Here is a 22721-nt window from a genome sequence, read left to right as displayed (position 1 = left end):
TGCGCAACCCTCTCCCCTTTCAGGGGGCGAGGGAAGTATAGGCTGAATGTCTATACCCCCGAGGGTAGCTGGCGTGCCTTGGGGGCCCCGTGCTCCGGCGCAGGCCGGAGCTTGGCTACCAGCTTCACGACCTGCTATCCGCCGAGCCCCTCGCCACGGCGGCCGAGTAGAGCCGTTCGACATCCTCGCGCCGGGCTAGCTCCGAACCGGGAGTGATCAGCGCCGCCGCGCCCGCGGCGACGCCGTAGCGCAGCGCCTCTTCGAGCGACTTGCCCGAGGCGAGGGCGAGCGTGATCCCCGCGACCATCGAATCGCCCGCGCCCACGGCGCTGCCGGCCGGCACTTCGATCGCGGGCATCCGCAGCTCGGCATCCTCGGCCACCAGCAACGCGCCGCGATCGCCGAGCGAGACCACGATCACATCCGCGAAGCCGCGGGCGAGCAGCTCGCGCGCCGCTTCGCACTCCGCGGCCGCATCGGGCAGTTCGCGCCCGACCAGCTCCTGCACTTCGCGCAGGCTGGGCTTGATCAGAAAGGCGCAGCTGCCCTCGACTGCGGCCAGCGCGTCCCCTGAGGTATCGATCACCAGTCGCGCGCCGATCCTGCCGCACAAGGCGCAGAGCCGGCGGAATATCCCGGGATCGCAATCGGGCGGCAGGCTGCCGCTCGCGATCACATAAGCGGGCGGGCCGTCGACTCCGCCCACCGTTTCGAGGATCTGCTCCAACTCCCCGTCGCTCAGCGTGGGTCCGGGCAGCACGAAGCGATATTGCTCGCCGCTTTCTTTCTCGTCGACCGTGAAGCTCTCGCGCGTCGTGCCGGCGATGGACACGGGCGCGATCGGCACGCCTGATTCGCGCAGCAGCTTTTCGAATGCCGTGCCGGACGATCCGCCGCAGGGGAACACCGCGGTCACTTCGCCGCCCAGAGCGTGGACCACGCGTGCCACGTTGATCCCGCCGCCGCCCGGCTCGAAGCGGGGCGGGGTGCAGCGCAATTTGTGCGTCGGGTGCACGCTTTCGGTGCCGGTGAAGACGTCGAGCGCCGGATTGAGCGTCAGCGTTACGATTGCGACCATGCGTCAGCGCCGCCGATCGAGCACCGCGCGCGCCGCGGGGACGATCAGGTCCAGCGGCCGGTTGACTCGCATCCGATGCCAGCCGGCAAGCTCGCCCACCGAAAGGCGCGATTGCTCGCGGACCACCTCGACAGTCGCGTCCGAAGCGTCGCCGTCGCGCGCGCTCACCCGGGCGATGCGATCGCGCTCGGGCGCCTCCAGCCAGAGGCCGGTGAACGGCACGCGGCGGCGCAGTGCGATCGCCTCCGCCACGTCGCGCTCGCTGCGGCTAAGGAACACGGCATCGAGGATCACCGAATTGCCGCAGGCGATGTGATCGTCGGCGGATTCGAACAATGCCTCATAGGTCTCCTCGTCGCTGTGCCGCGTGTAATGCGCTGGCGGAAGGCGCGTCTCGGGCGCCAGCCCCGCCAGGCGCTTGCGGAACACATCGGATCGCAGAACGCGCGCGCCCGGCATTCGGCCCAATCGCGCGCCGAGCAATCGCGAAAGCGTGGACTTGCCCGTGCCCGAGAGCCCGCCGATCGCGACGAGGCGCGGCGGATAGGGCGCGAGAGCGGATTCCGCCAGCGCAGCATCGCCGGCTTCGGTGGCGCGCAACGACAGCAGCAGCGGCAGCGTGGCCCAGCCTGTCGCGCCCTGCGGCTCGACGTCGAGATAGCGATTGGCGAGGATATTGGCTTCGGTAGCGAGGCCGCGCTGCACCAGCTGGAGCAAGTGGCCGGCGAGGTCGAACAGGATATCCTCGGGCGCGCCGTCTTGCAGTTGCCGCACGCGTTTGGCGGTGTTGCGGCGGCGAAGCAGCGGAAGCTGGCGAGACAGCTCGCGGCGCTGGGCGTCCGACTTTGCGAGTCGTTCGATCCGCGCCAGCAACGCGGCACCGTCCCCCGGCGCCGCGCGCGCATGGGCGGCTGCCAGCGCACCGGCGAACGCATGCAAGGCGGACGCGTCGAGCCCACCTTGCTCGAGCAGGATTTCGAACGGAACACTCACTGTCGCCTGCGCCGCGGCCATTGCCGGCTCTCCCTTGCGCACCCCTTAATCGTGCTTCGTCGCCCTAGCACCGCTTTTCTGAACGGGAGCCACAATGCATTCAAGCCGGCCGCATCGCGGCCGCGGCGAAACGCTTGGCGAACACGCCATGCAGCGGCTTGGGGCGGAACTTCTCGTCATAGGGCGTGGCGCGCTGATAAGAGCGATCGGCCCGCGGGCTGAAACCGTTCAGCCAGCTATATTTGTCGCACATCCCCCAGACGAGCACGTCCCTGAGCTGCGGATAGGCGAACATGATTTCCAGATAGGCGTCGGCATAAGCGGCGACTGCCGCGTCGCGGATCCTGACGTCGCCGGGCAGTTGCTTGTCGTTGACGTCGAACTCGGTGATCAGCAGCTTGTAGCCCATCGCCACCACGGCATCGAGAAAGGCGCGCCATTCGCCTTCCTGCCGGCGCACGGCGCCGCGAAGGTCGCCGCCATAGACGCCGATATGCGATTGCACGCCCAGCGCATCGACCGGCACGTTGCGCTTGCGGAAGCCCTCGAGCAGCCGGAGCACGCCCGCGCGATGCTTCTCGTTGCCGGGCTCCCAGCTCATGTAATCGTTGTAGACCAGTTGCGCCCTGGGGGCGTGTTCGCGCGCGGTGTGGAAGGCGAGGTCGACCATTGCATCGGCATCGCCGAACGCTTTGGAGAGCGAAGTCTCGCGCTGCAGTCCGGTCTTCTCGTCGATCGTCTCGTTGACGACGTCGAAGCTGACGATGCGGTCGCCATAGAGCCGGCAGAGCGTGCGGATATGGAAGGTCAGCAGATGCTCCGCTTCGGCGGGCGGGTTCGAGCCGAAGTCGTATTCGTTGAGCCATCTCGGGAAATACCGTGCCCTGTGCCACAGCAGGGTATGGCCGCGCATCGCCATGCCCCTGGCCTCGGCATATTCGAGCATGGCCGTGAAGCGCGTGAGGTCCATGATGTGCTTTTTCGGCCGTAAGTGCTGCCATTTGAACTCGTTTCCGGGCACGAGGATGCCGCAGTCGCGTGTCAGCAGCGCCGCATAATTCGGGTTGGCGAAGGATGCCGCGTCGGCGCCCGGCGGGCTCCATGCGAAGCACGAGCCGAAGCGCATGCCCTTGGCCCTGGCGAGCGCGTTGAGCGATGCCGGTGCCTCGGCGAAGGCAGGCGCCGCGACTGCGCAGGCAGAGGCGACGGCAAGTAGCTCGCGGCGCGTCAGTCGCGTCATTCTGTCCTCTCCTCAACTACCGACTGTTGCCGGCTACGGAGCGTCGCTAACTATCGGCCGTCACCACTGCCGGCCGTCACCAACTATCGAGCGTCGCCCCGGCGAAGGCCGGGATGATGGGAGTGTGCTGGTAGCGCTACCATGGTCAAGCTGCTACGGACAAGTCAACGTTCGGCGTAGATCCGGACGGTGAGAGGATGGATATGCGGCTTCTGCTTGGCTTTATGTTGCTTCTGCTGAGCGCCGCGCTGCCCGCCGCGGCGCGCGGCGAGACCGGCTACGACCTGTGGTTGCGCTATCAGCCACTCGAGCACCGGCCGGAAGAAGCCGTTCGAAAGACCGTGCAGTACCTCGTCGTGCAGGGCAGCAGCCCCACGCTCGCCGCAGCGACGGCCGAGTTCCGTCGGGGGATGGGCGGCCTGCTGCGCGGGAATGGCTTCGGCGTGGCGGGCTCGGCACCCAGAGACGGCGCCGTCGTCATCGGCACGCCGCAGAACTCGCCGATCATCGCATCGCTCGGGCTGAAGCTGGCCGCGATCGGGCCCGAAGGCTATCTGATCCGCAGCGCGCGGACGGCCGAGGGCGTCCGCATCACCGTCATCGCCGGCAATCAGGATATCGGCGTGCTCTACGGCGTCTTCGCGTTCCTGAAGCGTGTTCAGTTGGACCAGCCGCTCGAAAATCTCGACATTTCCGATGCGCCGAAGCTCAAGGTCCGCGTGCTCAATCACTGGGACAATCTCGATCGCCATGTCGAGCGGGGTTATGCGGGACAATCGATCTGGGATTGGCAGAAGCTGCCGGGCTACAAGGATCCGCGCTATACCGATTATGCGCGGGCCAACGCCTCGATCGGGATCAACGGCACCGTCCTCACCAACGTCAACGCCAATGCCGATGTGCTTCGCCCCGAATGGCTGGAGAAGGTCAAGGCGCTTGCGGACGTGTTCCGGCCCTATGGCATCAAGGTCTATCTGACCGCCCGCTTCTCGGCGCCGATCGAACTGGGCGGGCTCAGGACCGCCGATCCGCTGGACCCGCAGGTCGCGGCCTGGTGGAAGGCCAAGGTCGACGAGATCTACCGCGTCATTCCCGATTTCGGCGGCTTCCTCGTCAAGGCCAATTCGGAGGGCCAGCCCGGCCCCGCCGACTACAAGCGCAGCCATGCCGAGGGCGCGAACATGTTCGCCGATGCGCTTGCGCCGCATGGCGGCGTGCTGATGTGGCGCGCCTTCGTCTATGCCGCCGAGAACCCCGACGATCGCCACAAACAGGCTTTTGCCGAGTTCCAGCCGCTGGACGGCAAGTTCCGCGACAATGTCCTCGTCCAGGTGAAGAACGGCGCGATCGACTTCCAGCCGCGCGAGCCCTTTCATCCGCTGTTCGGGGCGATGCCGAAGACGCCGCTGATGATGGAGTTCCAGATCACCAAGGAGTATCTCGGCTTCGCGACGCACCTCGCTTACCTCGGCACGATGTGGGAGGAAGCGCTCGAGGCCGACACTTTCCGCCCGCGCAAGGGCACGACCGTCGCGAAAATGCTCGCCACGCCCGTGGAGCCCGGCGCGGCGACGGGCATGGCGAGAGTCGCCAATATCGGCAGCGACGTGAACTGGTCGGGCTCGCAATTCGATCAGGCGAACTGGTACGCGTTCGGTCGCTTCGCCTGGGATCCCGACGCGAGGGCCGGGGAAATCGCCCGCGATTGGGCGGCGCTGACCTGGGGCAACGACCCCGCGGTCACCGGTCCGATCGTCAACATGATGATGGGCTCGCGCGAAGCGGTGGTCGATTACATGACGCCGCTCGGGCTCGGCCACCTGATGGCTACCGGCCACCATTACGGCCCGGGGCCGTGGGTCTCCGACCTCGCCCGTCCCGAATGGAACCCGGTCTATTACCACAAGGCCGACGCCGCCGGGATCGGCTTCGATCGCACGCGGACCGGCACCGACGCCGTCGCGCAATATGCCCCCGAAGTCGCCGCGCAATTCAGCGACCTGAAACGCGTGCCGGAGAAGTTCCTGCTCTGGTTCCACCACGTCCCCTGGACATACCGGACGGCCTCGGGCCGGAATGTCTGGGATGAACTGGTCACGCGCTACGATAGCGGCGTCGCTGCCGTGGCGTCGATGCAGGCTGACTGGAACCGGCTCGAGGGCAAGGTCGACGGGCGCCGCTGGGCGGAGGTCCGCGACTTCCTGGCGATCCAGCGGCGGGAGGCGCAATGGTGGCGCGATGCGTCGGTGGCGTATTTCCAGTCGGTCTCGAAGCGCCCGCTCCCCGCCGGCCACGCCGCGCCGCCGCACGATCTCGACTGGTACAAGGCGATCCGGACGCCATACGCGCCAGGGAACGGGAAGTAATCACCCTGTGCTCCGGCGAAGGCCGGAGCCCTGGAGAGGATACACCCGATCGCCAACGCTCCAGCCTTCGCCGGAGCACGGGTCGCTCACGGCCGCTGGAGGCCGCGTGCGAGATAGGCCTTGATGTACGCCCTGAGCTGCGGCGTCGGCTCGCCCAGCACGCTGCGGTGCTCGGGTGCGAGATGCGCCACGGGGTCGCCGTGATGCCTGAAGACGAAGGTGTCGAACATCGCCTCCCACGCCGCGCGCCGCTTGGCCGGGAGGTGCCCGATCGCCAGCGCCGCATGCACCATCGCGTCGAAGCGCGCCGCCGCATCGGGTGAATCGTTCCACCAGTAATTGACGAGGACATTGAACGGCGCCAGCGCCTCGACCTGGTGCCACCACAAGGCCGGGATGTAGATCGCGTCGCCGGGTTCGAGCTCCGCGGTCGCCGCCGCCGCGAGTGCCTTGCGAAAGCCCGGGAAGCGATTGAAATCGGGAGCGTTCAGCTCGACCATGCTCGTCGGCTGCCCCGCTATCGTGCGGTCGAGCGGGCCGACATAGAGATTGTGGATCTGATCGGGCGGAAACAACGTGAAGCGTCGCTGCCCGGCGACCACGCAAGCCACATTGTCCGAGACATCGAAATGGCTGGAGATGATCGAGCGATTGCCGAGCCAGATCCGCGGCGGCGCGTCGTACTCGGCGAGCAGGGGCAGGGATTGGCCTCGGCGAACCCCGGAAGCATCTCGGCGGTCTCCAGCGCCCCGGCATAGACCGAAGGTGCGCCCTCCTTGCCGACGATCCCCAGCAGATAGCGGAGCAATTCGCCGAAGCCGCCGCGCCGCCGCTCGAAATTGAAGCCTGTCATGTCAGGCGAATAGAAGAAGCGCCCGCCGATTTCGGGCGGCCCGACGAACGCTTCCGCCGCCGCGCCGCGATCGAAGCGCAGCAGATGTTCCGCCACTGCCTCGGTCGATTGGAGGGCGGCTGTGACTACCGGCCAATCGCGCACGAGCCCGCGGATCACCACGGGGGTGTAGCTGCCGACGATCTCGTCCCGGAACGCCGCGGGAGTGGGTACTTCGATCTCGCGGATGGGGGCGGGCGCGGTCATCACTTCCCAACTCCGTTCGCCCTGAGCTTGTCGAAGGGCTGTTCTTCTAGCGCTCGGTGGAGGAAGAACGGTGCTTCGACAAGCTCAGCACGAACGGTGAGAGGGCATCGCCCAAAAAATGGCGCCGCGAGGAAACTCGCGACGCCAGGGCAGGGTGTTTCTAATTCGGATCAGAAGCTGAAGCGCATGATGCCCGAGATCCGGCGATCGTTCATGTACCAGCCGCGCGGCACTTCGACATTCTCGCCGTCGAGGCCCTGCAGCACGGCCTTGGTCTTCACGACTTCGTTGAGCAGGTTCGATCCCTGGAGACCGATCTTCACATGGTCCGACAGGGAATAGAAGATCGACGCGTCGAGCTGGCCGGTCGCCTTGTTGATGATCGGATCGTTGGGGACGATCACGTCGCGGATGGTCAGCAGGAAGTCCGAGCGCCACGAATACGTGGCGCGCAGCGACAGCGGCCCGGCATCGAAGAACGGCGTGATGTTCACCGTGTGCTTCGAAAGCCCCTGCAGCGGCAGGCTGGCGAGATCCACCGTGGTCACGCGGCCGGCGCCGACATCCGGATCGGTCTCGGACAGTGTGCTCTGGGGCACGCCGCTAGAGTCGATATAGGTGTAGTTCGCCTGCAGGCCGAAGCCCTTGAGCACGCCCGGCAGGAAGTCGAAGGTCTGCTGATAGGCCACCTCGACGCCCTTGATCTTGCCGGTTTCCGGTGCGTTGCCCGGATTGGTGACCACCGCGTCGAAAGTCTGGCCGTTGTTGGTGTAGGTCGTGCGGTAGGTCTCGTTGGTCAGCACGTTCTTGAGCCGCTTGTAGAAGCCCGAGACCGTGAGCTGGCCGACGCTGGAGAAATACCATTCCGCGGTCAGGTCGAAATTGTCTGCCTCGACCGGCTTCAGGAAGGGATTGCCGCGACTGACCGTCGCCTGCAGCCGGTAGCTGTTCGGAATGACGGTGCCGTCGGCATTGGTGTTCTGGACGGCGTTTACCGAGACTGCGCCATAGTTGCGGATGAGGCCGGTGGCGGGCGGCGCGATGCCCTTGAAATAGGCGGCGCGGAACTGAAGGCCGCCGCCAACGTCGAGCTTCAGGTTCACGCTCGGCAGCCAGTAATCATACTTGGTCTTGCCGGGCGATTCTGATGAGCGCGCCGTTCTGGAAATTCCGCACTGCCGTCCGCGTCGCGAACGGGAAGGAGCAATAGCCCTGGACTGCCTGCGAAGCATCGGCCGGCGGCGCGAGGCAGGTCGCCTCGGTCGGCAGATACGTGGAGCCATAGGCATATTGCTGCACGCCCTGCGAGATCGCGCTTGGTCGACGTGTAGCGGACGCCGGCATTGCCGGTCAGATGTATGCCGTTGCCGAATTCGGTGTCGAACCGCGCCATGATGTAGGCGGCCTTGTTGGTCTCGCGGATCGGATTGATCTCGCCCGGCAGGAACCAGGTGCCCGGGACCACGCCGCAGCGATTGTAGAGCGGGTTCCAGCCGCCGTTGCGCATGACGCCGTTGGCCGGGTTGTCGGCCGGGCAATTGGCGACGGTCGGTTCCCATTCGCGATTCGCCAGTGTCGCATAGGCGACATATTGCGCATAATTCTTGACCGTGTCCGGTCCGTAGAAGAGGCGGCCCTGTCCGCCGAGCGGATTGGGTGCCTGGCCCCGGAAGAAATTGTCGAAATAATAAGGCACGTTGGAGCCGGCGAGCACCGGCGTACCACCGCTGCCGCCGGTGATGCCGTCGACATTATCGCTGAGCCAGACCGGCCCGTCATTGCCCCACTGCTCGGAGATGCGCCCCCAGTTATAGGTCGAGAAGCGCGCCGTCTGCTGGCGATCGGCATAGCGCGCGCCCGCCCGGATCGACTTCAGGAACCCGCTCTCGGGGAAGGCATATTCGAGATCGAGCCGCGCCGCGTCCGAATTGCCGTCGCTGTCCTCGACATGGTCCATCGCTGCGCGCGGGAAGCTGTTGTACGGATCGGTGAAGCTGGTGTGGCCCGCGCCGAAATAGGTCGGGGCAAATTGCTGCCCCGGCGCTGCGTTCTCCCCAGCGCGGCTGCCAAAGCCTGCGCAGTCGAAGTCGCCGCCGGGCGGGTTCTGCGAATTGGCGGCCGGGCCGTTGCAGACCTGTGGCGGCAGGAACTGGACCGTCGGATAATCGCTGCCGTTCAGCTGGATCGACGCGTTCTGATAGGTCGAGTTCCACAGCGTATTGTCGAGAATATAGCTGCTCGACTGGACGTGCTGATAGTCGACGGTGACGCCCAGCCGCTCGTTGACGTCCCATTTGAAATTGAAGCCGTAATCGTCGGTGACCAGCTTTTCGGTATGGCTGCGCTGGATGTTGTTGCTCTGCAGGCCCAGCATCGGCACGCGGCCGGCGCCGGTGAACTGGTCGGAGCGCCATCCGGTCGGGCCGGTGATCGTGCCGCTGGCGAACAGGCCGTCCTCATCGAACTGCAGCGTCGTGCCGGGCACGCGGCGCGAATCGCCGTTGCCGGAGACGTTGTCGGTCGCGATCTCGACGGTGTGCTCGTTCCACGCCTGGCGCGCGTCGGAGCGCAGGAACTGGAACACCGCTTCCATCGATCCGTCGTTGCTGCGCCACTGCGCGGCGGCCGAATAGCCGTAGCGGGTGCGATCGAATTCCTGGGTGCCGATCGCCGCGCCGCGCGGGAAGAGAACGCGGCCGGCTACCGTCGTCCCGCCATTGGCGTTGACGTCGCCGTCCGAATAGAGGTTGCGGATGCGGAAGCTCGACACCTGCAGGCGATCGGCCCGGCTCTTCAGGTTCGAATAGGAAGCGCTGGCGAGGAAGCCGATCTCGCCGATCCCGGTCTGCCAGCGATTGCTGATGAGGACGTTGAGGTTGGCGCTCGGATCCTTCTGGAAGTCGCCATAGTTCATCTCGGCCGAGGCGGCGAGGACGAAGCCCTTGGCGTCGAACGGCTTGCGGGTACGCAGATTGACCACGCCGGCGATGCCGCCTTCGATGCGGTCCGCCGATGGCGACTTGAACACGTCGACGCCGCCCATCAGCTCGGACGGCACGTCGGCGAAGCTCAAGGCGCGGCCGTTATTGGCGCTGAACGCCTCGCGGCCGTTGAACTCGGAGCGGACATACGTGAGGCCGCGCACCACGACGCCCGATCCTTCGACCGAGAAGTGGTCCGGATCGACGCCGGCGGCGAAGCGGTTGATCGCGACGCCCGGGATACGCTGCAGCGTCTCGGTGACCGAGCGATCGGGAAGGGCGCCGATATCCTCGGCAGTGACCGAATCGACGATCACGTCGGAGTTGCGCTTGATCTGCTGTGCGCTCTGCAGCGACTGGCGATAGCCCTGGACGACGATCTCGTCCTCGGTCTGTCCATCCTGCGTTGTAGCCGCGTCCTCCGCGGCAGGTGTGGTCTGGGCCGCCGCGCCTTCGGTCTGCGCCCAGGCAGTGCCGGCCCCGAACAGGCACAATGCCGCGGCGGAAACGCCCGCCCTGAGCAGCCCCGACTTCAATTTCGATGCATTGTCACATGCATGCATGGCGTAATGCTTGCGCATCAAGCGTCCCCCTCCTGTTAGCGCTACCATCGCTTTGCGCGAATTGTTGTAGTTCTGTGACAAGGGTAAAGGAGATTTGCGGCAAAGATCAATAGAGATAGTTACACTGCTGTAAGTATGTGCTGATTTTGCAACGGTTTTTTGCTGCGATGCAGCGTGGAAATCCCGATCGCCGCGGTTGCGGTTTAGAAGCTGGGAGCGCTAACATCGTGGAAGGGGAGGAAATTTGTTCGCGTCCAGAGTTTGCGTGTCGGAATGACCGCGCCGCCGATCCGGAGTGTCGTCATCGTCGGCGGGGGTACTGCGGGCTGGATGACCGCGGCGGCGCTGGCGCGGATGGTCCAGGCCGGCGTGCAGGTCACGCTGGTGGAATCGGATGCGATCGGCACAGTGGGGGTGGGCGAGGCGACGATTCCGCCAATCCAGACCTTCAACGCGATGCTCGGCATCGACGAAAAGGATTTCCTGAGCCGGACCCGAGGTTCGATGAAGCTCGGCATCGAGTTCGTCGACTGGAACGCGCCCGGGCACCGTTATCTGCATCCGTTCGGCGACTATGGTTTCGACATCGAAGGCGTGAAGTTCCACCAGATCTGGCACCGGCTCCACGCCGCGCGCCAGGCGAGCGCGCTCGACGATTACAGCCTGTGCGCCGTCGCCTGCCGGCTGGGCCGCTACGATGCGCCGGCGCGCGATGCAGGCTCGCCGCTCTCCCGGCTGGTCCAGGCCTATCATTTCGATGCCGCGCTCTATGCCCGCTACCTGCGCGACTATGCCGAGGCGCGCGGCGTCGTGCGGCGCGAGGGCAAGATCCTCGACGTGGCGCTGCGCGGCGAGGACGGCTTCGTCGAGGCGGTGACGCTGGAGGACGGGACGGCGCTGGCGGCCGACCTGTTCATCGATTGCTCGGGCTTTCGCGGGCTGCTGATCGAGGAAGCGCTCCATACCGGTTACGAGGACTGGACGCATTGGCTGCCCTGCGATCGTGCGCTGGCGGTGCCCACGGCCAATGCCGGGCCGCTGGCGCCCTATACCCGCGCCACCGCGCGGGCCGCCGGCTGGCAATGGCGCATCCCGCTCCAGCACCGCACCGGCAACGGCTATGTCTATTCGAGCGCCCACGTCTCCGACGACGAGGCCGCGGCGACCCTGCTCGCCAATCTGGACGGCGAGCCGCTCGCCGATCCGCGGCCGCTTCGCTTCGTCACCGGGCGCCGGAAACTGGCGTGGAACCGCAATTGCGTCGCGATCGGACTATCGGGCGGTTTCCTCGAGCCGCTGGAATCGACCAGCATCCACTTGATCCAGGCGGGCATTTCGCGGCTGCTGGCGCTGTTCCCGGATCAGGGCTGGGGCGATGCCGAGCGCGATACCTATAACGATTTCACGCGGACCCAGTACGAGCAGGTCCGCGATTTCGTGATCCTCCATTACAAGGCGAACGGGCGCGACGAGCCGCTGTGGCGCCACACTCGCGAGATGGCGGTGCCCGAGAGCCTCACGCGCCGTATCGAACTGTTCCGCAATCGCGGCCGGGTCTTCCGGCGCGAGGACGAATTGTTCGCCGAGACGAGCTGGATCGCGGTGATGCTGGGGCAGGGGATCGCGCCGCAGGGCTGGGATCCGCTCGCCGACGCGCTCGATCCCGGGCAATTGCGCCAGATGCTCGACCGCATCCGCAGTACCTTCCGCCGCACGGCCGAGGCGATGCCCGCGCATGCCGACTGGCTCGCACGGCACTGCCCCTCCAGAGGAATGTCATGACCGACACCCGCATCCGCAAGATCGTCATCGTCGGTGGCGGCACCGCCGGCTGGATGGCGGCCGCCACCTTCGCGCGCATCCTTGGTCCTGAATATGCGAGCGTCACGCTGATCGAATCCGACGAGATCGGCATCATCGGCGTCGGCGAGGCGACGATCCCGCAGATGGCGACGTTCAACCGCATGCTCGGCGTGGACGAGAACGCATTCATGCGCGCCACCCAGGGCAGCTTCAAGCTGGGCATCCAGTTCGTCAATTGGGGGCGGCAAGGCCACACCTATTTCCACCCCTTCGGCAAATATGGCGTGGATATGCAGGGGGTGTCGTTCCACGCTTATTTCCTGCGCCTGCATCAGCTGGGCGAGGCGCCGGACGTGGACGAATGGTCGCTCCAGGCCAGGGCCGGGCAGATGGGCAAGTTCATGCGCTCGATCGATGCCGGCCGCTCGCCGCTCTCCGACATCGCTTATGCCTTCCATTTCGACGCCGGCCTCTACGCCCGCTTCCTGCGCGGTTATGCCGAGGAGCGCGGGGTGGTGCGCCGCGAGGGCAAGATCGTCGACGTCAAGCTGCGCGGCGAGGACGGCTTCGTCCAGTCGGTGGTGATGGAGGACGGTACCGAAGTGGAAGGCGATCTGTTCGTCGATTGCTCGGGCTTTCGTGGGCTGATCATCGAGCAGGCGCTCAAGGCCGGCTTCACCGACTGGTCGCACTGGCTGCCCTGCGACCGCGCCATCGCAGTGCCGTGCGAGAGCGTCGACGAATGGACGCCTTATACCCGCTCGACCGCCCATACGGCCGGCTGGCAATGGCGCATTCCACTCCAGCACCGCACCGGCAACGGCCACGTCTTCTGCTCCAAATACATGTCCGACGACGAGGCGACCTCGATCCTGCTCGCCAATCTCGACGGCAAGCCGCTGGCCGACCCGCGCACGGTTCCGTTCCGGACCGGGCACCGCAACAAGCTGTGGATCAAGAATTGCGTGGCGATGGGCCTCGCCGGCGGGTTCATCGAGCCGCTCGAATCGACGGCGATCTGGCTGATCCAGAGCGGAATCTCGCGCTTCCTGACGATGTTCCCGGACAGGCATTTCAACCAGGCCGATATCGATCGCTACAACCGCATCATGACGACCGATTACGAGGAAATACGCGACTTCATCATCCTCCATTACCACGCCACCGAGCGCCAGGATTCGCCGTTCTGGGATTACTGCCGGACGATGGAGATCCCCGAGCGGCTGGCCGAGAAGATGCGCGTCTTCCGCAGCCACGGCCGCGCCTTTCGCGAGAACGAGGAATTGTTCAACGACACCAGCTGGTTCGCGGTGATGCACGGCCAGTTGATGGGCGCGCAGAGCTTCGATCCGGTCGCCGAGGTGATGAGCCTCGAAGAGACACGCTCGCGGCTCGCGCATATCCGCGAGGCGATCGCCAATTCGGCCGATTACATGCCGAAACACCGCGACTTCATTCGGGAGAATTGTGCGGCATGAGTATCCTGCGTTTTTTCCATCGTCATCCCGGCGGAAGCCGGGATCCAGAGCCACGAACTCCGTCGCCCGTGACTCTGGGCCCCGGCTTTCGCCGGGGTGACGGATGGAGGGCACTGCTGCTTTTCGCATTCCTGTTCGCCGCGCCCGCGGTGGCGCAGCCCGTCGCGAGCTTCGACTGGTTCGAATATCGCGGCGAGGATCCGGTGGATCGCGCCAATCAGCCGACGCCCGATCAGTATCGCAACCCGATCCTGCAGGGCTTCTATCCCGATCCGAGCGTCACCCGCGTCGGCAAGGATTTCTACCTCGTCACGTCGACCTTCAGCTATTTTCCGGGCATCCCGGTCTTCCGCAGCCGCGATCTGGTCAGCTGGACCCAGATCGGCAATGCGATCGATCGTCCCGGCCAGCTCGATTTCAAGCAGCTCGGCCTTTCGCGCGGCGTGTTCGCACCGTCGATCCAGGCGAAGGCGGGAACCTTCTACATCCTCAACACCTGCGTGGATTGCGGCGGCAATTTCGTGATCACTGCGAAGAATCCGGCGGGCCCCTGGTCCGATCCGGTGTGGCTGCCTGATCTGGAGGGCGGGATCGATCCGTCGCTGTTCTTCGACGACGACGGCAAGACCTGGATCCTCAACAACGGCCCGCCCGAGGGCGAGCCGCAATATCAGGGCCACCGCGCGATCTGGATCCAGCAGTTCGACCTCAAGGCGCTCAAGACGATCGGCCCCCGGAAGGTACTGGTGAACGGCGGCGTCGATTTCTCGAAAAAGCCGATCTGGATCGAAGGGCCGCACATCTTCCGGAAGGACGGCTATTACTATCTGAGCTGTGCCGAGGGCGGCACCGCCGAGGGCCACAGCCAGGTCATCCTGCGCTCGAAAAGCGTGACGGGTCCCTATGAACCCAATCCGGCCAATCCTGTCCTCACCCAGCGCGATCTGCCGCGCGACCGCGCGAACCCGATCACTTCGGCGGGGCATGCCCAGCTCGTCACCACGCCCGACGGCAAATGGTGGGCAACGTTCCTTGCCGTCAGGCCCTATGCGGGCGATTTCTACTCGACCGGGCGCGAGACCTTTTTGATGCCGGTGCGCTGGGAGGATGGCTGGCCGCGGATCACCGACCTGGGGCAGGCGATCCCGTGGATGGCTGCGCGGCCCGCTTTGCCGGCGCAGCCCGCGCCGCCGCTGCCGACCAACGGCGCATTCGCAGTGCGCGACGAGTTCGACGGCACGAAGCTGCCGCCGTACTGGATGATGCTGCGCAACCCGCGCACCGACTGGTTCCGCCTCGAAGGCGGCGCGCTCAAGCTGCAGGCGCGTGACGCGGGGCTCGGCGACAACGCCAATCCCTCCTTCCTCACCCGCCGTCAGCAGCACCTGAACGCCACCGCCGAGACAGTGGTGCGCTTCACGCCGGTAAAGGACGGCGACCGTGCCGGCCTCGCCGTGTTCCAGAACGACGATTACTGGCTGTTCGTCGGGCTGAAGCGGGTGGACGGCAAGCTCGCCGTCGTCGTCGATCGCCGCGAGGGGCCCAAGGCACTCGCCGAGGGCGAGACGATCGCCGGAGTCGATGCCGACACCTTCGGCATCGTCGAAGGCCAGCCGCTGGCGCTGCGCATCGAGGTCCGCGGCAATGCCTATAGTTTTTCCTATGCCCGGCTGCTCGGCAATCCCGATGCGCCGATGCTGGCCTGGCGCCCTTTGACGCAACTCACCACCGATGCGCTGACGACCAAAACCGCGGGCGGCTTTGTCGGCTCCACCTTCGGGGTCTTCGCCGGGAGTGCGAAATAGTGGAAGCCTTCAATCGTCATCCCGGCCTTGTGCCGGGATCCACCGAGCCTTGACGACAGAGCTCAAGCTGCTTGTCCGATGCTGGCCTCCCGGTGGACCCCGGCACGAGGCCGGGGTGACGGTCTAAAAACCCTGATGGAGAATCGCTTCATGCGCGCCGCCTTCCTTGCCACCATGGCATTCACGCTCGGCGCGGCGATGCCGCCGCCGCTGCCGGTTCATCTCAACCAGATCGGCTTCGAGCCCGGCGATGCCAAGATCGCCATCGTCGGCGGGGGATCGGCGCCGCTGGCCTGGACGCTGTACGATGCCGCTGGCCGCGCGGTCCGGCAGGGCAAGGCGCAGCCTTTCGGGCAGGATGCGGCTTCGGGAGCGGAGGTCCAGCGGATCGACTTCAGCGATTTCCGCACCCCGGGCGAAGGCTATCGCCTGGTCGTCGGCGGTTCGCCGAGCAATGCCTTCGCGATCCGGGAAGGCATCTATGCGCCGCTCGCCCGGGATGCGGTCGCTTTCTTCTATCACCAGCGCGCCGGCGTGCCGATCGAGGCGCGGCTGGTCGGCGCGACATGGGCGCGGCCGGCGGGGCATCCGAAGGAAGTCGCCAAATGCTTCGCGGGACGCGACGAGCGCGGGATCGAATGGCCGGGATGCGGCTATGCGCTCGACGTTACCGGAGGCTGGTATGACGCCGGCGACCACGGCAAATATGTGGTCAATGGCGGCATCTCTTTATGGACCCTGCTCAATGCCTATGAGCGGCGGCCGGCTGCGTTCGGCGATGGCAGCCTGAAGATCCCCGAGGCGGGCAATCGCGTCAGCGACCTGCTCGACGAAGCGCGTTTCGAGATGGAGTTCCTGCTCCGGATGCAGATCGCCGATGGCGTTCGCGCGCGTGTCCCAGCCGGCGCGCCGAAGCCCGCCAAAGCGGGCAGGCCGCCGTGGGAAACCGAGCCCGCCGATTTCGCCGAGATCGATGCCGGGGGATGGCGCACCAGAAGGTCGCCGACCGCAACTGGACCAAATTGCCGATGCCGCCGCAGGACGATCCGGAAGAGCGGCTGCTCTATCCGCCGACCACCGCGGCGACGCTCAACCTTGCCGCCACCGCGGCGCAATGCGCGCGGCTGTGGCGCGGCGTGGATGATGCGTTCGCCGCGCGCTGCCTCGCCGCCGCCGGGCGCGCGTGGAAGGCGGCGAAGCGCAATCCGCAGGTCTATGCCACCAGCAGCTTCACCGGCAGCGGCGGCTATGGCGACGGCAACGTCTCGGACGAATACTACTGGGCGGCGGCGGAGCTGTTCGCCACTACCGGCGGGGCGGAATATCGCGATGCAGTGACGGGATCGCGGCATTTCCGCGCTGATCTGGGAGAACCGGGCTGGCCGAGCACCGCCACGTTGGGCACGATCACGCTGGCGACCGCGCGCAATGCGCTGCCCAAGAGCGAGATCGACCGGCTTCGCGGCGGGATCGTCGCCGCGGCGGACCGCTTCCTCGCCGATGAGAAGGGCAATGGCTACGGCATCCCCTATGTGGCGAAGGATTATCCCTGGGGATCGAATTCGAGCCTGCTCAACCGCGCGATGCTGCTCGGACTGGCGCACGACTTCACCGGCGACGCCAAATACCGCGCGGGCGTCGTCGCGGCGATGGACTATGTCCTCGGCCGCAATCCGCTCGGCCAGTCCTATGTCAGCGGCTATGGCGTGCGGCCGCTGATGAACCCGCACCACCGCTTCTGGGCGCATTCGATCGATCCGAAGCTGCCGGGGCCACCGCCCGGGGTGCTTTCGGGCGGGCCCAATTCGACGGCAATGAGCGATAATGTGGCGGGGGCGATGCGCGGCAAGTGCGCGCCGCAGACATGCTGGGCCGACGACATCAATGCCTATGCGCTCAACGAAGTGGCGATCAACTGGAACGCGCCGTTGTTCTGGGTCGCAGCGTGGCTGGACGATTAGAACGTCATCCCGGCGAAAGCCGGGATCCAGAGCCAGGAGCGTAATCGCTCGTGACCCTGGCCCTCGGCTTTCGCCGGGGTGACGGAGGTTACTTCACGGTCAGCGTGGTGCTCTTGAGCTTCACCGAATCCGGCCCCGACGAGATCGTGAACGTCCCCGGCTCGACGACGCGCTTCATGTCGAGGTTCCACAGCGACAGGTCGCGCGGCGTGAGCTCGAAAGTGACGGTCTTCTTCTCACCGGGCTTCAGGCTGACGCGCTCGAAGCGCTTGAGTTCCTTCACCGGCCGGGTGACGCTGGCCAGGTCGTCGCGGACATAGAGCTGGACGACTTCGTCGCCCGCGCGGGTGCCGGTGTTGGTCACGTCGACACTGACCTTGACGTTGTTGTACCGCCCGATCGTCGGCGTCGCGAGCACCGGGGCGGCGATGTCGAACGTCGTGTACGAAAGCCCATAGCCGAACGGGTAGAGCGGGCTGGTCTCGGCGAAGAGATAGCCGCGGTGCGCGCTCGGCTTGTGGTTGTAGAACATCGGCAGCTGGCCGACATCGCGTGCGATCGTCACCGGCAGCTTGCCGCCGGGGTTGGCCCGCCCGAAAACCACGTCGGCGACGGCGTTGCCGGTCTCCTGGCCGAGATACCAGCCCTCGATCAGCGCGGGCGCGTTCTCCGAGAGATACTTCACCGACAGCGGCCGGCCGTTGAGCAGCAGCACCACCACCGGCTTGCCTAGCGCGAAGATCTCCCTGGCGAGCTGGTTTTGCGGGCCGATCAGTTCGAGGCTGTTGCGGTCGCCGAGATGGTTGTCCGCCCAGGCCTCGCGGCTGAGCTGCTCATTGTCGCCGAGCACGAGCAAAACGACATCGGCGTTCTTCGCAGTCTCGATCGCTTCAGCGCGCAGCTTGTCGTTGGTGGCGTCGTCGACCAGTTCGACCGCGTCGGCGGCCCAGGCGCGGCTCTTGGTGAGCTTCACCCCTCGGCGAAATCGACTTCGAACTTGCCCTTGCCTTCGGCCTTGAGCCCTTCGAGCACGCTGACCACGTGGCGCGGCACGTCGCTATAGCCGCCGATCGGCGTGTCGCTGGCGTGCGTGCCGATCACTGCCATGCGCTTGATCTTGCTCGCATCGAGCGGAAGCAGGCCCTTGTCATTCTTGAGCAGAACGATCGCTTCGCGCGCCGCTTCGCGGGCGAGGGCGATCGCATCGGGCGTTTCGGTCTTGGCCGCGGCGGCCTTGACGTCGACATAGGGGTTCTCGAACAGCCCGGCGTTGAACTTTAGCTTGAGGATACGGCGCACCGATTCATCGATCTGCGCCTCGCTCACCCGGCCTTCGCGGACCAGCTGAGGCAGCAACGCATAGGCCTCGGCATCGGGAGTCTCGAAGTCGACGGTCGCGTCGAGCGCGCGGACGGCGGCATCGCCGAGATTGTCGAACAGCTTGTGCCGCGTCATCAGCTCGCGGATCGCGAAATAGTCGCTGAGCACCACGCCCTTGAAGCCCCATTCCTGGCGGAGCACATCGTGGAGCAGCCAGCGATTGGCGTGGCTCGGGATGCCGTCGATCTCGTTGTACGAGGGCATTACCGACATCACCGGCAGCTCGGTGACGGCGCGCTCGAAGGGCGGGAAGAAGACTTCGCGCAGCGTCCTCTCGGAGACGTTGGCGGGGCCGATATTGGTGCCGCTCTCGGGCTGGCCGTGCCCGGTCATGTGCTTGAGCGTGACGTAAACCTTGTCCTTCGCGAGCGGCAGCGTCGTGCCCTGGAAGCCGCGGATCGCGGCGAGGCCCATCTCGCCGACGAGATAGGGGTCCTCGCCATAGGTCTCCTCGATCCGGCCCCAGCGCGGATCGCGTGCGACGTCGACGACGGGTGCGAGCGCGAGGTTCGCGCCGCGTGCACGCATCTCGCGTGCGGCGACCGAGAAGACCTGTTCCTGAAGTTTGGGGTTCCACGTGCTGGCGAGTGCGATCGCCTGCGGGAAGCTGGTCGCGCCGGGGGCGACATAACCGTGCAGCGCCTCCTCGTGCATGATCAGGGGAATGCCGAGCCGGGTCTTCTCGACCGCCCATTTCTGCGCGGCGTTGATGTAGCGTGCGGTATCCTCGGCGCTGCGGTTGACGGTGCCGGCGGCGGCGCCCGCAGCCGGACCCTGGGTGATCGCGCGGCGGTCATAAGGGCGCGAGATCTGGCCAAGGCCGTTGGGGAAGTTCCGGCTTGCCTTTTGCGCGTCGAATTCGCCTTCGGGCGTCTGGATCTTCTCCTTCTGGAGCCAGATCGCGACCATCTGCTGGACCTTCTCCTCCAGCGTCATCCGTTTGAGCAGGTCTTCGACGCGCGCGTCGATCGGCTGCGCGGCGTCCTTGTAGAGCGGCTTGTCGGCGCGGGCGGTCTGGGCGTGCGCGACGAAGGCGGGCATTGGAGTGAGCGCGGTTGCGGCCAGCATGGCGAGCGCAGTAAGGGGAGACGGGCGGACTTGCCCGGCAAGCGGCGGGTAACGATCATCAGGCTCTCCCGGTCGCGGCGCTGCTGCGCCGTCTCGTGGATTTTTGGTAGCGCTATCAGCTATCTCCGAGTCCAGGCGGGGTCAACTGTACCGCAACCGGTTTCATGCCGATTGCATTCCGCGAAACCGCACCTTATGCCTCGGGCGCAAAGGATGGGGATGAACAAACCTAGCCGAAGAAGCCGCGGTTCAGTCACTGTGCAGGACGTCGCACGCGCCGCTGGCGTGTCGGCGATGACGGTGTCGCGCGTGGTCAACGGGGGAACCAATGTGCGCGAGACCACGCGCACGGCGGTGCTCGCGGCGATCGCGCAGCTCAATTATTCGCCGAACAGCGCCGCGCGCAGCCTCGCCGCGGGCGATGCGACGCAGATCGGGCTGCTCTACTCGAATCCTTCCGCCGCTTATCTGTCGCAATTCCTGATCGGTGCACTCGCCGCGGCACGCCGCGCCGGCTGCCACCTCGTGCTGGAAGCGTGTGAAAGCGAACGTCCCGACGAGCAGGCCGAAGCCACCCGCAGCTTCGCCTCGACCAGCGTCGAGGGCGTGATCCTGCCGCCGCCGCTCTCCGAAGCCGCGCCGGTGCGCGCCGAGCTAGAGGCTGCGGGTATTCCGTGGGTGTCGGTCGCGATGGGCCTGCCGCCCGCGCGCAGCCTCAACGTCCGCATCGACGATTTCGAAGGCGCCGCGGCGATGACCCGGCACCTGCTCGATCTGGGGCATCGCACGATCGGCTTCATCCGGGGCAACCCCAACCAGACCTCCAGCGCCGAGCGCTATCGCGGCTTCGCCGCCGCGCTGGAAGAGGCGGGGATCGACATCAAGTCGGTGCCGGTGGAGCAGGGCTATTTCACCTTCCGCTCGGGGATCGTCGCGGCCGAGCGGCTGCTCGACCGGCCCGAACCGCCGACCGCGATCTTCGCCAGCAACGACGACATGGCCGCCGCCGCAGTGGGCGTGGCGCATCGCCGCGGGCTGCACGTGCCGCAGGATCTGAGCGTCGTCGGGTTCGACGATACGTCGCTCGCCACCACGGTCTGGCCCGAGCTCACCACCGTGCGCCAGCCGATCTCGACCATGGCCGAGGAAGCGCTGACCCTGCTCCTCGCCCGCATTCGCGCGCACCGTTCGGCCGAGGCCGACAAGCTGGAGGAGCAGGTGCTCGACCATGAGTTGATCGTGCGGAATCCTCCGCCCCGCCCAAGGGCGCGCGCCCGCCGTCGCCGAGCCGCGGCACCGCAGCCGGGCGTCGCGGCGGCACGGCATCCAACTCAGGTCCGCGCTAGAGGCGCTTGCATTTCCTCGGCGTCCGGGCCACCGTTACCGCTAACACGCCGTGCCGGTCGCGCACGGGTGACCAGGAGAGGAAGTGGGGATGAACCAGACCGCCGAGAGGGCCAATATCGGCCTGATCAGCGCCATCGTCGCGGTCGCGACGATCGGCGGATTGCTTTTCGGATATGACAGCGGCGCCGTGAACGGCACCCAGCCGGGCCTCAAGGCGGCGTTCGCGCTCGACGATGCCGGCCTGGGCTTCACCGTGGGCTCGCTGCTGATCGGCTGTTTCATCGGCGCGTTCTTCGCCGGCACGCTCGCAGACCGCATGGGCCGCCGCAACGTGATGCGGCTCGCCGCGGTCCTCTTCCTCATCGGTGCGCTGGTTCAGGGTCTGGCGCATGACCACAATATCTTCGTCATCGCCCGCATCCTCGGCGGCATGGCGGTGGGCGCCGCTTCGGTGCTGTCGCCTGCCTATATCTCCGAAGTCGCCCCCGCGAACATCCGCGGGCGGATGACGACGGTGCAGCAGATCATGATCATCTCGGGCCTCACCGCCGCGTTCGTGGTCAATTACTATCTCGCCGGTGCCGCCGGCGCGTCGACCAATCCGTTCTGGGGCGGGATCGAGGCGTGGCGCTGGATGTACCTGATGCAGGCGCTGCCCGCCGCCGTGTTCCTGATCGCCTTGTTCTTCATTCCGGAGAGCCCGCGCTATCTCGTCTCCAAGGGGCGCAATCCCGATGCGCTTCGCGTTCTCACGGACCTGTTCGGCCCCACCGAAGGCGGACTCAAGCTCGCCGAGATCCAGGCGAGCTTCTCTGTAGACCACCGTCCGCGCCTGAGCGACGTGCTGACCCCGCAGGCGGCCGCGGCTTTCTCGGCATCCGCGCGATCGTCTGGGCCGGCCTGCTGCTCGCCGTGTTCCAGCAGCTCGTCGGCATCAACGTGATCTTCTATTACGGCTCGACCCTGTGGCAGGCCGCCGGCTTCTCCGAAGCCGACTCGCTGCTGATCAACATCGTCTCGGGTGCGGTCTCGATCGCGGCGTGCTTCATCACCATCGCAGTGATCGACAAGGTCGGCCGCAAGCCGCTGCTGCTGATCGGCTCGGCGGGCATGGCGATAACGCTGTTCGCGATGGTCTATGCCTTCAGCCAGGGTGCGCTGGTCGACGGCAAGCTTGTCTTGCCGGGGCAGAACGGGATGATCGCAGTGGTCGCCGCCAATCTCTACGTGATCTTCTTCAACGTCAGCTGGGGCCCGGTGATGTGGGTGATGCTCGGCGAGATGTTCCCGAACCAGATTCGCGGCTCGGCGCTGGCGGTGTGCGGCTTTGCGCAGTGGTTCGCCAACTACCTGATCGCGCAGGCATTCCCGATCATGCTGGCGGGCATCGGCCTTGCCGCGAGCTACAGCTTCTACGCCGTTTGCGCGGTGATCAGCTTCTTCCTCGTCCAGCGTTTCATCCAGGAAACCAAGGGCAAGGAACTGGAGGCGATGGAAGGCTGAGCCTTCCGCGTCGTTGAATGTGCATCCGTCATCCCGGCGCAAGCCGGGATCCAGAG

13 protein-coding genes and 3 pseudogenes are annotated in these 22721 nt (G+C 66.2%); 8 read left to right on the top strand and 8 right to left on the bottom strand.

The annotated features are described in order from the left end of the window. Nucleotides 1–124: 124 nt before the first annotated feature. The 3 genes from PIB19_RS09515 to PIB19_RS09505 form a co-directional block, all read right to left on the bottom strand. The gene (locus PIB19_RS09515) at nucleotides 125–1078 is read right to left on the bottom strand and encodes a 1-phosphofructokinase family hexose kinase (protein WP_271240609.1); all 954 of its coding nucleotides are present in this window, start codon (nucleotides 1076–1078) and stop codon (nucleotides 125–127) included. Nucleotides 1079–1081: 3 nt separating this feature from the next. Further along, nucleotides 1082–2092: an AAA family ATPase gene (locus PIB19_RS09510; RefSeq protein WP_271240608.1), complete on the bottom strand. Its 1011-nt coding sequence runs from the start codon at nucleotides 2090–2092 to the stop codon at nucleotides 1082–1084. Nucleotides 2093–2171: 79 nt separating this feature from the next. After that, complete coding sequence (locus PIB19_RS09505) at nucleotides 2172–3311, bottom strand: endo-1,4-beta-xylanase (protein WP_271240607.1); 1140 nt, start codon at nucleotides 3309–3311, stop codon at nucleotides 2172–2174. A 203-nt stretch (nucleotides 3312–3514) separates the two neighbouring features. On the opposite strand from PIB19_RS09505, the gene PIB19_RS09500 reads away from it, so the two are divergent. After that, nucleotides 3515–5677, top strand: coding sequence for an alpha-glucuronidase family glycosyl hydrolase (locus tag PIB19_RS09500; protein ID WP_271240606.1), 2163 nt, complete (start codon nucleotides 3515–3517; stop codon nucleotides 5675–5677). Nucleotides 5678–5763: 86 nt separating this feature from the next. On the opposite strand, the gene PIB19_RS09495 is transcribed toward PIB19_RS09500, so the two are convergent. The 4 genes from PIB19_RS09495 to PIB19_RS09480 all read right to left on the bottom strand — a co-directional run bounded on the left by PIB19_RS09495 (nucleotide 5764) and on the right by PIB19_RS09480 (nucleotide 10338). Next, the gene (locus PIB19_RS09495) at nucleotides 5764–6288 is read right to left on the bottom strand and encodes a cupin-like domain-containing protein (protein WP_271240605.1); all 525 of its coding nucleotides are present in this window, start codon (nucleotides 6286–6288) and stop codon (nucleotides 5764–5766) included. Beyond that, nucleotides 6195–6776: a cupin-like domain-containing protein gene (locus PIB19_RS23620; RefSeq protein WP_271240604.1), complete on the bottom strand. Its 582-nt coding sequence runs from the start codon at nucleotides 6774–6776 to the stop codon at nucleotides 6195–6197. The genes PIB19_RS09495 and PIB19_RS23620 overlap by 94 nt, the downstream gene beginning before the upstream one ends. Nucleotides 6777–6946: 170 nt before the next feature. Continuing rightward, nucleotides 6947–7879 (bottom strand): TonB-dependent receptor domain-containing protein, encoded by a 933-nt coding sequence (locus PIB19_RS09485; protein ID WP_271240603.1) that lies wholly within the window; start codon nucleotides 7877–7879, stop codon nucleotides 6947–6949. After that, a complete protein-coding gene (locus PIB19_RS09480) occupies nucleotides 7876–10338 on the bottom strand; it encodes a TonB-dependent receptor (RefSeq protein ID WP_271240602.1) in 2463 nt (820 codons plus the stop codon). The genes PIB19_RS09485 and PIB19_RS09480 overlap by 4 nt, the downstream gene beginning before the upstream one ends. Nucleotides 10339–10593: 255 nt before the next feature. On the opposite strand from PIB19_RS09480, the gene PIB19_RS09475 reads away from it, so the two are divergent. From PIB19_RS09475 to PIB19_RS09455, 5 genes and pseudogenes are all read left to right on the top strand, one after another. After that, on the top strand, nucleotides 10594–12102 hold the full coding sequence (locus PIB19_RS09475) for a tryptophan halogenase family protein (RefSeq protein ID WP_271240601.1): 1509 nt from the start codon (nucleotides 10594–10596) through the stop codon (nucleotides 12100–12102). Next, nucleotides 12099–13601: a tryptophan halogenase family protein gene (locus tag PIB19_RS09470; RefSeq protein WP_271240600.1), complete on the top strand. Its 1503-nt coding sequence runs from the start codon at nucleotides 12099–12101 to the stop codon at nucleotides 13599–13601. Before PIB19_RS09475 ends, PIB19_RS09470 begins: the two co-directional genes overlap by 4 nt. A gap of 68 nt (nucleotides 13602–13669) precedes the next feature. Next, nucleotides 13670–15406: a glycoside hydrolase family 43 protein gene (locus PIB19_RS09465; RefSeq protein WP_271240599.1), complete on the top strand. Its 1737-nt coding sequence runs from the start codon at nucleotides 13670–13672 to the stop codon at nucleotides 15404–15406. Between the two features lie 78 nt (nucleotides 15407–15484). Continuing rightward, nucleotides 15485–16228 (top strand): annotated as a pseudogene (locus tag PIB19_RS09460) (glycoside hydrolase family 9 protein); the annotation flags it as partial. A gap of 161 nt (nucleotides 16229–16389) precedes the next feature. After that, a complete protein-coding gene (locus tag PIB19_RS09455) occupies nucleotides 16390–17367 on the top strand; it encodes a glycoside hydrolase family 9 protein (protein WP_271240598.1) in 978 nt (325 codons plus the stop codon). Nucleotides 17368–17455: 88 nt separating this feature from the next. Here PIB19_RS09455 and PIB19_RS23615 read toward each other — a convergent pair. After that, nucleotides 17456–19815: pseudogene (locus tag PIB19_RS23615) on the bottom strand (glycoside hydrolase family 3 N-terminal domain-containing protein). 258 nt (nucleotides 19816–20073) lie between these two features. Between PIB19_RS23615 and PIB19_RS09440 the strand changes: the two are divergent. Beyond that, the gene (locus PIB19_RS09440) at nucleotides 20074–21339 is read left to right on the top strand and encodes a LacI family DNA-binding transcriptional regulator (RefSeq protein ID WP_336297301.1); all 1266 of its coding nucleotides are present in this window, start codon (nucleotides 20074–20076) and stop codon (nucleotides 21337–21339) included. Next, nucleotides 21251–22665: pseudogene (locus PIB19_RS09435) on the top strand (sugar porter family MFS transporter). The gene PIB19_RS09440 and the pseudogene PIB19_RS09435 overlap by 89 nt, the downstream one beginning before the upstream one ends. The last annotated feature ends 56 nt before the right edge of the window (nucleotides 22666–22721 follow it).

The sequence above is a fragment of the Sphingomonas sp. 7/4-4 genome, assembly GCF_027941955.1.
Taxonomy (GTDB): Bacteria; Pseudomonadota; Alphaproteobacteria; order Sphingomonadales; family Sphingomonadaceae; genus Sphingomonas.
The sequence above is the reverse complement of the archived record's forward strand: the minus strand, read 5'-3'. Positions and strand labels throughout refer to the sequence as shown.